This window comes from Pseudomonas sp. RT4P38, from assembly GCF_054897765.1.
Map to the genome: position 1 here is coordinate 5,005,913 of NZ_CM142703.1, position 14,151 is coordinate 5,020,063.

At 58.0% G+C, this 14,151-nt stretch carries 7 protein-coding genes, 2 rRNA genes and 3 pseudogenes; 2 read left to right on the forward strand and 10 right to left on the reverse strand.

What is annotated here, in order from left to right:
* Positions 1-71: 71 nt before the first annotated feature.
* From qhpG to ACYZT7_RS23195, 7 genes and pseudogenes are all read right to left on the reverse strand, one after another.
* Complete coding sequence (gene qhpG, locus ACYZT7_RS23165; RefSeq protein WP_462038377.1) at positions 72-1,397, reverse strand: flavin-dependent monooxygenase QhpG; 1,326 nt, start codon at positions 1,395-1,397, stop codon at positions 72-74.
* Positions 1,394-2,071 carry a subtilisin-like serine protease QhpE gene (gene qhpE, locus ACYZT7_RS23170; protein ID WP_462038378.1) on the reverse strand — a complete coding sequence of 226 codons (678 nt, stop codon included), beginning with the start codon at positions 2,069-2,071 and terminating at the stop codon, positions 1,394-1,396. The genes qhpG and qhpE overlap by 4 nt, the downstream gene beginning before the upstream one ends.
* The gene (locus ACYZT7_RS23175) at positions 2,061-3,779 is read right to left on the reverse strand and encodes an ABC transporter ATP-binding protein (protein ID WP_462038379.1); all 1,719 of its coding nucleotides are present in this window, start codon (positions 3,777-3,779) and stop codon (positions 2,061-2,063) included. Before ACYZT7_RS23175 ends, qhpE begins: the two co-directional genes overlap by 11 nt.
* Entirely contained in the window at positions 3,779-5,683 is a 1,905-nt protein-coding gene (locus ACYZT7_RS23180; protein WP_462038380.1) for a sigma-54-dependent Fis family transcriptional regulator, read from the reverse strand. The genes ACYZT7_RS23175 and ACYZT7_RS23180 overlap by 1 nt, the downstream gene beginning before the upstream one ends.
* Positions 5,684-6,173: 490 nt before the next feature.
* A pseudogene (locus ACYZT7_RS23185) lies at positions 6,174-6,748 on the reverse strand (histidine phosphatase family protein).
* Between the two features lie 17 nt (positions 6,749-6,765).
* Entirely contained in the window at positions 6,766-7,854 is a 1,089-nt protein-coding gene (locus ACYZT7_RS23190; protein WP_462038381.1) for an SDR family oxidoreductase, read from the reverse strand.
* 3 nt (positions 7,855-7,857) lie between these two features.
* Positions 7,858-8,043: a hypothetical protein gene (locus tag ACYZT7_RS23195; protein ID WP_462038382.1), complete on the reverse strand. Its 186-nt coding sequence runs from the start codon at positions 8,041-8,043 to the stop codon at positions 7,858-7,860.
* A gap of 116 nt (positions 8,044-8,159) precedes the next feature.
* Between ACYZT7_RS23195 and ACYZT7_RS23200 the strand changes: the two genes are divergently transcribed.
* Together ACYZT7_RS23200 and ACYZT7_RS23205 are read left to right on the forward strand one after the other, a co-directional pair.
* A complete protein-coding gene (locus ACYZT7_RS23200) occupies positions 8,160-9,068 on the forward strand; it encodes a LysR family transcriptional regulator (protein ID WP_462038383.1) in 909 nt (302 codons plus the stop codon).
* 35 nt (positions 9,069-9,103) lie between these two features.
* A pseudogene (locus ACYZT7_RS23205) lies at positions 9,104-9,352 on the forward strand (LysR substrate-binding domain-containing protein); the annotation flags it as partial.
* 12 nt (positions 9,353-9,364) lie between these two features.
* On the opposite strand, the pseudogene ACYZT7_RS23210 reads toward ACYZT7_RS23205, so the two are convergent.
* From ACYZT7_RS23210 to ACYZT7_RS23220, 3 genes and pseudogenes are all read right to left on the reverse strand, one after another.
* Positions 9,365-10,446 (reverse strand): annotated as a pseudogene (locus tag ACYZT7_RS23210) (penicillin-binding transpeptidase domain-containing protein).
* 448 nt (positions 10,447-10,894) lie between these two features.
* Positions 10,895-11,010: ribosomal RNA gene (gene rrf / locus ACYZT7_RS23215) — 5S ribosomal RNA — on the reverse strand.
* Between the two features lie 173 nt (positions 11,011-11,183).
* Positions 11,184-14,075 (reverse strand): 23S ribosomal RNA (locus ACYZT7_RS23220).
* Between the last annotated feature and the right edge of the window lie 76 nt (positions 14,076-14,151).

Consider the following 14,151-nt stretch of genomic DNA (forward strand, 5'->3'; position numbering starts at 1 on the left):
GATCTTCATGGTTTTCGAACCTGAGTACGACTCAATTTCCTCGGTCGCAATATCTCCTGAGTACACCTCGGTCAGTCCCCTCTACCCTCTGGGGAGAGGGTTAGGGTGAGGGGTCGATATCCCTGACTCAACAACCAACTCCTGACCACCCTTCCCTGCTCCACCGTCAACCCCGCCAGAACCTGATCCGCAGGCTCGCAGCCCAACCGCCGCACCAACGGCGCCAACTCAACCCCTTGCACATGCCAGATCCCCAGCGGCTGATCCGCCGTAATCACCACCTCAGCCTCATCCACAAAACCCTCTTTCAACACCGGCGCGCGCTCAATCCTCAACGAGGAAAAATCCGCCTCGGCATGCGCCAATTCAGCATCCGGCCACTGCCGCCGCGCCTGCCAGAATGGCTGCTGCAACCAACGCTGCTCATCAGCATAAAAATCCCGCCCGATCCGCGCAAAACGCAAAAACAACTGCTCCACCCGTTGCTGATGAAAACGCTGAGCCAGCGCCGCTCGCTCGGGTTTACGCAACAACGTGTTAATCACCGTCGGTGCCTGTAACGCCGAGGACAAGGACTGAAAGATGCCATTACCCGACAGCGGATCCACCGCCATCGCCGCATCCCCTACCCGAATCCAGCTATCGCCACACACCTGCGGGCACAGAATCGCCGTGCTGCTGCGCGCATGCAGTTGTAGATCGGTCTCAGGTTCGGTACCGAAAAACGCCCGTGCCAACACCGAGCCTTGGCGCCGCTGACGACAGTAGTCGAGCAACTGCGCCTTGCCCGGCAATTCGGCACTGGCCACGTCCACCGTCCATTGCCAGTAACACTGTCCGTCGGCTCGCCGGGCGAGCCAGGCCCAGCCGCCCTCAAGGCTTTCCACCGCGCTGGCAGTGCTGCCAGGCGCGCCTTGCCAGCCATTGAGCAGGCTGACCGTCTCTGGCCCGCGCAGGCCCTTGCCGAGCGCAGGTGCCTGACGTCCACGCGCCTCGACCAGAAAATCCGCCAGCAGCGCCTCGCGCCCTTCGACCTCGATCCGATGCCCCGAATTCGATGACTGCACCGTCAGCACACGGCCTTCGATCAACTCAACGCCAGCTAGGCGCAGATCCTCGCGCAGGCCTCGATCAAAGCTCGGGCGATCCAGTAGAAATTCGATGTTCTGCGCGTGCTGCTGGCCGTTCCATGACACCTGTCTTTGGGACGGCAGCGCAGCATCCGCCAGCGCGTGATGTAAGCCAGCGCCGCGCAACGCATCCAGCACCCGCAGCGACACGCCTTCCAGCGCCGCAAACCGGCGCCACTCGCTGACCAGCGTCACCGGATAACCGAGTCGCCGCAAACCCAAGGCAACCGCAGCCCCCGCTGGCCCTGCGCCAAGAATGAAAATCATGGCCCGAAGCGCCGTTCAGGGCCGCGATAGCGGGCATTCTCGCGCAGCCACTCGACGACGTGTTCGTTGCTCGCCTCGGGATGTGCAACCAGGAAACCCGCAATGTGCCCGCTCAACGCCGCACAGCCGAGACTGGCGCCTGATTGCCCCGGATAGGTGCCATGCACACACGCGGCGAAATCTGCCTGAGCACTGTTGAGCCACGACCATTCCTGTTCGGCACAACGCGCATCGCCGGTGACTCGCAGCACCTGTGGATAATTCGCTGGAAACACGCCCTCGCCCTGAGCCGGACTGGACGCACAGAGCAAAACACCTCGAGCTACCGCCACCGCACAGGCTTCACGCAACAGGCTGCGATCCTGACGCAGACCGAGGCTCAAATTGATCAGCCGAACGTCCTGCGCCACCAACCAATCCATCGCCGTGGCGATCTGCAAGGCGCTGGTGACCCCACGCTGGTCGAACACCTGAGCCACGCAAAATACCGCCGAAGGCGCCCGCCGACCGATGGCCTCGACCACCGCGCTGCCGTGGCCCAGCGGATCATCGCGCAAGTCGCTTTCGGCCAAGCCATCTTCCAGCAAGGAGAAGCGCCGTCCGGCAACCACTTGCACCCGCTGGGCCGCCGAGTGACCGCTGTCCACCACGCCAATCCGCAGCTCAGACTTCATGCAGCACCGTTTTTGAAGTGAGAACGCCGTCGAGCAATTCAAAGCGCAAATCGGCATCGGCCAGCGTCGAAGGACGATGGCTGATCAGGATCCGCGTACGCCCGGCAAACAGTCGATCAATGGCCTCAATGACGTCACGTTCGGTGGCTTCATCCACCGCCGAGGTCGCTTCGTCCAGCACCAGAATCAGCGGATCCTGCAACAGCGCCCGGGCGATGGCGATGCGCTGTTTCTGCCCGCCGGACAACTGCTGACCGCGCTCGCCCAACGGGCTGTCGAGGCCTTCGGGCAAGGATTCGATCAAGCTGTCGAGTTGCGCCAGCCGCGCCACTTCGGTAATCGCTTCACGGCTGGCGTCCGGCACTGCGTAGGCGAGGTTGTCGGCGAGACTGCCGCGAAACAACACGATGTCCTGACTGACCACGGCTATCCGCCGGCGCAGCTGGAACAGGTCAAGTTCACGCAGATCGACCTCTCCCAGCAGCACCCGACCGGACTGCGGGTCGTGGTGCCGTTGTAGCAGGTCGATCAGGGTCGATTTACCGACACCGGAGCCGCCGCTCAGGGCGACTTTCAAACCGTAGGGAATTCGCGCTTCGATGCCCCGCAGGGTTGTCGGGCGACCGGGATGGCTGAAGTGCACGTTGTCGAAACGCAGCTCACCGGAAGTCGGCATCGGCTGCGGCGTAACTGGCGTGAAAACGGTCGGTTCTTCGCCGCGCAATTCCATCACGCGCCCGAGACTGACGGTCATCCGCTGAATCGCGACATAGAGGCCAAGCAGACTCTGTACCGGTCCGACGGCCATGCCCAGATAGGTGGAAAACGCGATCAGCGCGCCCAGTTGCCAAGTCCCCTGCACGACCCAATATCCGCCGATCAGGAACGCGCAGGCCCGGGACAGAGACGTCAGTGTGCCCGGTACAGCCTGGGTGAAAAATTCGGTGACTTGCAGGCGCAGCAACTGGCTCATGTAGCCTTGGCCCAGCGTCTCCAGACGCCGCGATTCACGCTGTTGCTGGCCGGCAGACTGGATGAATTTCATCACCGGCAAGGTCTCGACCATGAACGAGGACATGTCCGCCGAACGCTCGCGTAACTGCCTCACATCCCGTTCGACCTTGCGTCGCATCCAGCGCAGCCAGAGCACGTCGAGGGGAATCAGCACCAGCGCCAGCAACGAGAGTTTCCAAGATAGGGTCAGCAGCATCGCCACGGCGCAGACCAGACCGATCACGCTCGATACTGCCGAGAACAAGGAGTCCACGGCAAAGCGCTGGATCTCCGCGACATCGCCATCGAGGCGCGACATCAGGTCACCGATGCGCCGCTGCCCATAGAAACTCGGCGATAACGTCTGCAAATGCCGGTAGAGGTCATCGCGCAAGCTAAACAGAATCCGCCCGGACAACCGCGTATGCAGATAACGATTGATCCCCGACAGCCCCGTTCCGAGCAGCCCGGCCACGATCATCAACCCGGCAATCAGCACCAGCATGGAAAAATTGCGGGCGAGCAAACCATCGTCGATCAGCAGCTTGGTCAGCCAGGGCTGGACCAACACCAGCAACGAGGCGCAGACCGATAACCCGAGCAGCCCGGCAATCGCCAGACGATGCGGACGCACGAAGCTGTAGAGCCAGCGCAATGCTGCTTGCAGGGCTTCGGGGTTCTGGCTGTCGATCAGCCGAACGATCAAGCGCTGCATCACGAGCGCAACTGTTTGAGCTTGCGATACAAGGTCGCGCGGCTGATGCCCAAGGCGTCGGCCGCGGCTGAGACATTACCCTGATGGTTATCCAGGGATTGGCGAATCAGCTCCAGTTCATTTTCGCGAATACTGCCGGCCTGAGGGCGTTCGGTGGCGGTCAGCTCGTCGAGCATGCTGTCGGGCAAGTGGTCGAGCGTGAGTACGGTGTCGCCCGGCTCGCGCATGGCCAGCGCGGTGCGCAGGACCATTTCCAGTTGGCGGATGTTGCCCGGCCAGTGATAGCCGCCGAGCAAGCGGTTCAAATCGTCATGCAGGACCATCGCCGGAGCATCCAGCTTGGCCAGCAGACGAGCGACCAAATCGCTGAAATCCTCACGCTCGCGCAGCGCCGGGAGCATCACGCTGATGCCATTGACCCGGTAGAACAGGTCCTCACGGAAGTGTTTTTCTTCCACCAGGCGCTTGAGGTCGCGGTGGGTGGCGCAGATCAGTGCGACGTCGATGTCTTGTTCTTCGCCAGCCCCCAGGGGTGCGACTTTACGGTCCTGCAACACTCGCAGCAGACGAGCCTGCAAGGCCAGCGGCATGTCGCCGATTTCATCGAGAAACAAGGTGCCGCCATGGGCCTGTTGCAGGCGACCGATCATGCCGCCGCGACGGGAGCCGGTGAACGCGCCTTCGCGGTAGCCGAACAGTTCCGACTCGATCAGGCCTTCGGGGATCGCCGCGCAGTTCACCGCGACGAAGGGTTTGTCGCAGCGGGTTCCGGCCATGTGCAGGGCGCGGGCGATGACTTCCTTACCGGTACCGGTTTCACCCAGCAGCAACACCGGCAGCTCATTGGCCAGGCCTTGACGGGCCATGCGCAAGGCTCGGGCATAACGGACGTTGCTGCCGGCCAGGGACTCCAGATCCGGTTGTGGCTTGGTAGTTTTGGCAACGCTGCGTGGTGGCGTGCTGACGTTGATCGAGCGCTGCGGCGCACGCAGGGTTTTGTAGAAGAACTCGCCTTTGGCCGTTTGCAGACTGCCAACACCGCCCTGATGCAGACGCGACAGAAGCTGCAGGCCATCGACGCCCAGAAACTCTTCGCAACGTCGCCCGACCAAGGCCGAACGCTCGGCGTGGAGCAACTGACAGGCCTGGGCGCTGACCGCGAGAATCTGCCCGCCAAGGCTCACCGCCAACAGGCCCTGCCAAGGGGATTCGAGGTATTGCCGACGGCTATGGAAGGCCAGGACGATCTCGTCCGGATAGCTTGAGTTAAAGACGCGGCTTTCGATCTGGCTGACCGCCATGGCCAGCAATGCGGTGCTGTCGTGAACACGACCGAGCGGGCCTTCGCGCGTCAGATCGAGTACGCCAAGGATGTCGCCTTGTGGGCAATAAATTGGTACCGAGGTGCAGGAGAAATCGCTCAGGCGATCGAGGTAATGTTCGCCGCAATCGATCATCGTTGGCCGGGCTTCCACCAGTGCGGTGCCCAGTGCATTGGTGCCGCGAGCGGCTTCGCTCCAGCAGGCACCGAGAGTGATGTCTTGCAGGCCGCTGCCCTTGAGGCGATCGGCGCGGCCTTCGACGGCGAGGATGGTGGCGTCGGAATTGGCGAGGATGATCAGCCCTTCCTTGCCCTGACGCTCGGCCAGGTAATCGATGGCCGGCAATGCCGCGTCGATTAGCAGCCGATTGCTCGCCAACAGCACGTCGAGGCTCGCGCTCGATTCCAGCGCCAGCTCGTGCTTGGCGTTGAAATGCACGCCATGGCTGAGGCTGCGCCGCCACGACGCATCGATTTCCGCCCGCAACACGCCATCGGGGACTTCGCCCTCGAGGTGAAGTTTTTCCCGGGCCAGCCGGGCTTCGCGGTGCAGTTTGGGAGGAGTTGTTTTTATTAGCGTCATCAAGCGCTCCGGATCGGTCCGCCCTGCGCTTATTGAAGTTCAGCGCCCTGCCGCAATCTTTACGTTAACGTCAGGGCGATGGCAAGTCCTGTGGCAAGGGGGCTTGCCCCCATTCGGCTGCGCAGCAGTCGTAAAACGACGAACGTAGTGCTTCTTAAAACATGCGGTCGCTGATTTCAGGGCGCTTCGCCCGAGCGCGGACCGAACGAACGGGAGCAAGTCCCCTCGCCACGGTCAGATGCTCCACACCTCAGCGCGCAGGGTGAGAGGTCTTGATTGAGGAAACTCTGCATGCCGGCGAGAGGCCAGATGGCGGAAAAATGCGATCGGCCGGTCTCACAGCCGATTTCACGTAGAGCATCGAGGTCGGCTTTAGTAGCTCACGAATGTTAATCATATTCCTCCCCCGGCTTATTCGGATGACGATGAACGCAGTGCTGCATTTAGCACGAGATTATGGACGGCAGCTCTGTCGCTCGATCGGCACCTCTTAAACACCGCCATATTGATACACCGTCGCACTCCAATACTGGCTGCCATTACGTTTTTGGCGAATCCATCCATCTGCTACCAGTTGTTTGGCGATCATTCGATTCATAAAACCATGACCAAGCAGCAGAACCGGTCCTTCGCTGGCAAGGGACTGAAGTCGTCGAGCTGCCGTGCTGGCGCGCATCCTCGCAGTGCCGGCGGATTCGACGCTGCGTGAGTAACCGCACAACCATAAGACTCGAAGGATAAATGCCCAGGTAAACGGCGATAGCCGTGGCAGTTTCCAGTGGCCATAAGGCAATTGCGCTTCACAGAAAAGCGCGTCGACGAGGGCGGGCTTCAGGCCAAGAGCCTGGACGGAGGTGAGCGCACGAGGCGCGCTGCTTGAGACGATCACCGTGGCGGTTGCGGCAAGCTGCATGCTGGCATCCGGGACGGGTTGGTTGGTTGGTTGGTTGGTTGGTTGGTTGGTTGGTTGGTTATTTCGGACCGGTTGTAGTGCTCGATCCAGTCTTTCATTTCGAGCGCTGACATTTTGTCGGTTGTGACCAGCTTTGGCTGGCCGTGACGCATCAGGATTATTTCCCTACTCACAGTATGTTTACGTCCTTGTTCAGGTGTGCGGTCAATGTGGAAGGAATGCGGCTCCGGGAACTTAAGGTTTGACTCTCAAACCAATCATGATCGCGGTACCACGCCACCGTGTCGGTGATTGTCAGCTCTAGCGCCCGGAAACTCAGGCCAAGCTCTTGTTCACTCTTGCTGTGGTTGAAACAGGTGCGGTCCTTCTCTCGTACCAGCAGGCGCAACGTGGCCATGCTCAGCAGAATGGGCTTGCCGGAAATACGCGCATAGATCTCCTGCACAGCCGCCAAGGTGTATAGAAAGGGGAGCGGTAGTTGTCGAACGGGTGTCTTGACGCCCGCTATGCGTCCGAGAATAGGCACTAGCTCACGCATTGTCATGTGCCGGCCCGCCGCGAGATAGCGCTCACCTCGTCGCCCATGTTTGGCTGCGGCAATCTGCGCCAATGCCACATCGCGGGCATCGACAACGGAGAAGCTACCGGGGATCAGTCCGGGCAATTTGCCGTGCACGACATCGTTAACCAACTGTCCCGAGGAGGTCGGGCCAATGTCGGCAGGGCCCCACATCCAGCCAGGCAGGACCATGCAGGCATGCATCTCGGGATGGAGTTCCAGGAACGACAAGACGACACGGTCAGCGAGGATCTTGCTACGGTAGTAGTCATCCGCGTCGGCGTCGGCCCGCAGACATGTCTCATCGATGGACGTGCCTGGTGCGCCGTCGAGCACGGCAATGGAAGACGTATGGATGAACCGTCGTATACCGGCGCGGTAGGCCTGGTTAAGCAGGCGCCGCGTACCTGACACATTAATCTTTTCGAGTTCCTTCCAGTGGCTGCCGCCCTTGTAGTTGTCGCGAAAGAATGCGGCGGTGTGAAACACCGTATCGCAGCCTTGCAGCGACGCTGCGAATGCGTCGACATCGGCCATGTCCCCAACGACCAGTTCCACACCCGGCAAATTGTTGAACTGCTGTTCACCTTTGGCTCTTGAACGGACCAGGGCTTTGACCACGCAGCCACGAGCGACCAGTTCACGCACCAGATTGTTGCCCAACAAACCGGTCGCGCCAGTAACGAATACACTGTGCATGGCTCAACCCTCAGCCGGATAGGCTAACGGCATCAGCACCGCACTGTCGAAGAAGGCCTCTTCACGGATGGCCAGCCCGTCTCTGAAGGTGAAGTGTGCGGCGCAGTGCGCCGCAAGCATCGCCTCCACATCACGGCGATTGAAGGCGCTGGCAGCGCGTTCCGCATAGTCTTTGGGGCCAGTAGTCATACAGTCCATTCCATTCGTTTCGAGGGGCTGTAGATATACCTTTGAGGCCTCTCCCGAAAAACAGCGACTACTGCATAATGGATTTGCACATATGCAGATCAGGGAGGATATGAAGCATGGCGTTGCAAGCAAATTGGGATGATCTTCGTCTGCTGTTGGCAGTTTCGTGGCGTGGCAGCTTTCTTCAAGCTGGACAGTTGCTGGGTATCGCGGCGTCTACCGTGTCCCGCCGGTTGACCCAACTTGAGGGCGCCCTGGGCGAGCCTCTTGTCGAGCGGGGGGTTGAAGGATGCTGGTTGACCTCGCGGGGCCAATCCCTCGTGGAAGTCGCCCTGGCTGCGGAAGCGGGCTTGAGGCGTCAAACCGTTGCTGGCATGTCCGGGCTACACACAGAGCTATTGGGCAGTGTCCTGGTCAGCGCAGGAGAGGGATTCTCGTCTTGCGTGCTGGAGGCCGTGAGTCGCTTCACCTCTCTTCACCCGCGTTGCTCGGTGGAGTTGCTGGTAACAGCCGACTTTCACAAGATCGTCCGCGGCGTGGCAGACATTGCGGTACGCACAGCTCATCTGGGCGAGCCGTCGCTGATTTATCGACCAATAGGCAGGCTCGCTTACGGTGTCTTCGCTGATGCAGGTTATCTGAAGCGGTATCCAGGGGTGACTCCGGCCACTGCGGTCAATATTGCCTTGCTTCCTCCGCTGGACATGTTGCCGCAAATGCGTGCGGCAAGGGCCGCGGGTCTGGAACGCGCGCAGATCAGCGTGAACTCGTTCGCGGTTCAGCTCGAATCGGTGAGGCGAGGAATGGGTGTGGCCGTACTGCCCCGTATTCTGGCGAAGGACCTGATCGAGGTGTTCCCGGATCTCCAACTTCCAGATATGGAGGTCTATCTGGTGACTCGTCCTCAGGCATTGAAACAGGCTCACATCAAATGTTTTTTTGCCCTCCTGGAGCAGGTGCTGCTGGAATCCCTTTCCATAGAAAATGTCGAAGGTTACCTCTTGGGGCCTTCTCTCCGCAGCTGAGCCCGTGGGCCCATGCACCCGCCGATCAGAACAACGCTTCATCGACGAGTTTCGAAGAGATGTATCGATTGATCTGCGCAGGTTTCGGCATTGGCTGTCTGCCAACGCACTGGGTTCGCAGGGATGTCGAGCAAGGTTTGCTCTGGCGTTTGCCACCGGAAGATGGGGTGGTGGATTTCGATATCCAGCTGTAATGGAGTCGTGAGCAGAAAATGAGTCAGGCAAAAGCCGTGTTCCTCGAAAGCTTCCAGCACATGCTCAGCATCCGTGAGCCTGTGCTGTGAAGCCTTGATCGCTTAGACGTGAGGGTCGCCCGGCACTTTGCTCGGTGTAGCGTATTGCGGCTTCAAGTGACCGTCCTGATCGAGTAACCAGGCGTCCATGATCTGCCGCACCACAGGACCGGCGACTCGACCGCCGGCCTCGCCGTTTTCGATCATCACCGAGATGACAATCTTCGGATGTTCGGCCGGGGCGAAACCGACGAACAAGGCGTTGTCGCGGTTACGCTCCAGGGTTTTCGCTCGGTTGTAGCGCTCGCCCTGCCTGATCGCCACCACTTGCGCGGTACCACTCTTGCCGGCGATGCGGTATTGAGCCCCCGCCGCTGCCGCCCGGGCAATCCCGCGCGCGTGTACGATGTTTTTACCGGGGATCGGATCGGTGTGCTTAAGCACTCGCAGGACCCGGCCCTGAGCGTTGGTTTCGACTTCTTCGTAACCCACTTGGCCGTGCAACTGCGACTCGTAGAATTTTTCGATGCCAGTCTTGCCGATGGATTGAGTGCCACGGTACTCCACCGTGTCCAGGGCTTTGGATTCTTTCTCGTTGATGCGGCCGACGTAGCCAATCGAATGCGCAAAGTGCGCGCCCATCGGGTAGTGGCGAACGAATTGTGGCTCTACGTCGATCCCCGGCAGACGGAACTCGTTGACCGCCAACACGGCGATTTGTTCTTCGCTGAGTTCGTAGAACAAGGTGACCGGCACGAATGGATGCCGGGCCTGCTTCATTGCCTTGTCGAACAGCGTTCGATCTTCTGTCGGCAAGTGCAGGAGGTTGACCACCTCATCCAGTTCTTCTTTGACATCGGAGGCGCGTTCGCGGGTGATGGTCAGGTTGAAGCTGGGCCGGTTATCCGCCAGAACCACGCCGTGCGGTCGTAGATCAGCCCGCGGGTTGGGGTGATCGGCAGGACATGGACGCGGTTGTTTTCTGAGATCGTCGAGTGATAGTCGAATTCGACCACCTGCAGGACATACATGCGCACTACCAGCGCGCAGGTAATGGCGACAACGAAAAGGGCGCAAGCCATCAGTCTTTTGTTGACCAGGCGCGTCTCTTTTTCGTGGTCCTTGATCGGTATCGGTTGGGGCATTTCTGCAGCAGCTCTTTGACTGTAAAGGGGGTGCCGATCCGTAGGTTTGAAATCAGTCCGTTAAAAAACGAGCTGCAACATACCAAAAACTGTGCGGTCACTTTAGTGCGATTTCCTCTAACGGTTGTCCTTGAAAGCCAAATCCAGATGAAAAACATCTTCGTCGAGTGGGGTTGTGGCGGGAGGTCGGTGGCGAAGAACCCTACATTAGCTTTGTGCACCTGGATGTGGTGGCCAATGCTCACCCACCGATGCGCCGTGTGCGTTTCGGTGGCAGCTGCGGGAGGTTGGCATTGATCGATGAGCTTCAGGCGTTGCCAGTTGAACCTATTCTAGTGTCATGGGGCGAAAATAACTGTGCAAATTTGTGCTGTAGCCCGATCGTGCTTTTCTTGCAGACAAAACAAAACCCCTACCTGCATACGCAGATAGGGGTTTCGGAATTTAATCTTGACGATGACCTACTCTCACATGGGGAAACCCCACACTACCATCGGCGATGCATCGTTTCACTGCTGAGTTCGGGATGGGATCAGGTGGTTCCAATGCTCTATGGTCGTCAAGAAATTCGGGAGCCAGGTCGTGGGCCTTTGCAGGTTCACGCTCCAGCGAATGGGTATGCGATAGTTTGGTGTTTTGTGAGTATCTCGAACTTTCGGTTCGGTTCGTCTTCACACACCGCAATCTGGTGCTCTTTCGCTTTTCAGCTCGAAGCCTGCAAATTGCTTGGGTGTTATATGGTCAAGCCTCACGGGCAATTAGTATTGGTTAGCTCAACGCCTCACAGCGCTTACACACCCAACCTATCAACGTCGTAGTCTTCGACGGCCCTTCAGGGGACTCAAGGTCCCAGTGAGATCTCATCTTGAGGCTAGTTTCCCGCTTAGATGCTTTCAGCGGTTATCTATTCCGAACATAGCTACCCGGCAATGCCACTGGCGTGACAACCGGAACACCAGAGGTTCGTCCACTCCGGTCCTCTCGTACTAGGAGCAGCCCCTCTCAAATCTCAAACGTCCACGGCAGATAGGGACCGAACTGTCTCACGACGTTCTAAACCCAGCTCGCGTACCACTTTAAATGGCGAACAGCCATACCCTTGGGACCGGCTTCAGCCCCAGGATGTGATGAGCCGACATCGAGGTGCCAAACACCGCCGTCGATATGAACTCTTGGGCGGTATCAGCCTGTTATCCCCGGAGTACCTTTTATCCGTTGAGCGATGGCCCTTCCATACAGAACCACCGGATCACTAAGACCTACTTTCGTACCTGCTCGACGTGTCTGTCTCGCAGTCAAGCGCGCTTTTGCCTTTATACTCTACGACCGATTTCCGACCGGTCTGAGCGCACCTTCGTACTCCTCCGTTACTCTTTAGGAGGAGACCGCCCCAGTCAAACTACCCACCATACACTGTCCTCGATCCGGATAACGGACCTGAGTTAGAACCTCAAAGTTGCCAGGGTGGTATTTCAAGGTTGGCTCCACGCGAACTGGCGTCCACGCTTCAAAGCCTCCCACCTATCCTACACAAGCAAATTCAAAGTCCAGTGCAAAGCTATAGTAAAGGTTCACGGGGTCTTTCCGTCTAGCCGCGGATACACTGCATCTTCACAGCGATTTCAATTTCACTGAGTCTCGGGTGGAGACAGCGCCGCCATCGTTACGCCATTCGTGCAGGTCGGAACTTACCCGACAAGGAATTTCGCTACCTTAGGACCGTTATAGTTACGGCCGCCGTTTACCGGGGCTTCGATCAAGAGCTTCGCGTTAGCTAACCCCATCAATTAACCTTCCGGCACCGGGCAGGCGTCACACCCTATACGTCCACTTTCGTGTTTGCAGAGTGCTGTGTTTTTAATAAACAGTCGCAGCGGCCTGGTATCTTCGACCGGCATGGGCTTACGCAGTAAATGCTTCACCCTCACCGGCGCACCTTCTCCCGAAGTTACGGTGCCATTTTGCCTAGTTCCTTCACCCGAGTTCTCTCAAGCGCCTTGGTATTCTCTACCCAACCACCTGTGTCGGTTTGGGGTACGGTTCCTGGTTACCTGAAGCTTAGAAGCTTTTCTTGGAAGCATGGCATCAACCACTTCGTCACCCAAAGGGTAACTCGTCATCAGCTCTCGGCCTTAAGATCCCGGATTTACCTAAGATCTCAGCCTACCACCTTAAACTTGGACAACCAACGCCAAGCTGGCCTAGCCTTCTCCGTCCCTCCATCGCAATAACCAGAAGTACAGGAATATTAACCTGTTTTCCATCGACTACGCTTTTCAGCCTCGCCTTAGGGACCGACTAACCCTGCGTCGATTAACGTTGCGCAGGAAACCTTGGTCTTTCGGCGTGGGTGTTTTTCACACCCATTGTCGTTACTCATGTCAGCATTCGCACTTCTGATACCTCCAGCAAGCTTCTCAACTCACCTTCACAGGCTTACAGAACGCTCCTCTACCGCATCACCTAAGTGATACCCGTAGCTTCGGTGTATGGTTTGAGCCCCGTTACATCTTCCGCGCAGGCCGACTCGACTAGTGAGCTATTACGCTTTCTTTAAAGGGTGGCTGCTTCTAAGCCAACCTCCTAGCTGTCTAAGCCTTCCCACATCGTTTCCCACTTAACCATAACTTTGGGACCTTAGCTGACGGTCTGGGTTGTTTCCCTTTTCACGACGGACGTTAGCACCCGCCGTGTGTCTCCCATGCTCGGCACTTGTAGGTATTCGGAGTTTGCATCGGTTTGGTAAGTCGGGATGACCCCCTAGCCGAAACAGTGCTCTACCCCCTACAGTGATACATGAGGCGCTACCTAAATAGCTTTCGAGGAGAACCAGCTATCTCCGAGCTTGATTAGCCTTTCACTCCGATCCACAGGTCATCCGCTAACTTTTCAACGGTAGTCGGTTCGGTCCTCCAGTTAGTGTTACCCAACCTTCAACCTGCCCATGGATAGATCGCCCGGTTTCGGGTCTATTCCCAGCGACTAGACGCCCTATTAAGACTCGCTTTCGCTACGCCTCCCCTATTCGGTTAAGCTCGCCACTGAAAATAAGTCGCTGACCCATTATACAAAAGGTACGCAGTCACCCAACAAAGTGGGCTCCCACTGCTTGTACGCATACGGTTTCAGGATCTATTTCACTCCCCTCTCCGGGGTTCTTTTCGCCTTTCCCTCACGGTACTAGTTCACTATCGGTCAGTCAGTAGTATTTAGCCTTGGAGGATGGTCCCCCCATATTCAGACAAAGTTTCTCGTGCTCCGTCCTACTCGATTTCATGACCAAGAGATTTTCGCGTACAGGGCTATCACCCACTATGGCCGCACTTTCCAGAGCGTTCCGCTAATCTCAAAGCCACTTAAGGGCTAGTCCCCGTTCGCTCGCCACTACTAAGGGAATCTCGGTTGATTTCTTTTCCTCAGGGTACTTAGATGTTTCAGTTCCCCTGGTTCGCCTCTTAAGCCTATGTATTCAGCTTAAGATAACCATCTTATGATGGCTGGGTTCCCCCATTCAGACATCTCCGGATCAAAGTCTGTTTGCCGACTCCCCGAAGCTTTTCGCAGGCTACCACGTCTTTCATCGCCTCTGACTGCCAAGGCATCCACCGTATGCGCTTCTTCACTTGACCATATAACCCCAAGCAATCTGGTTATACTGTGAAGACGACATTCGCCGAAAATTCGATTCTTGCTCATAAAGAGCAA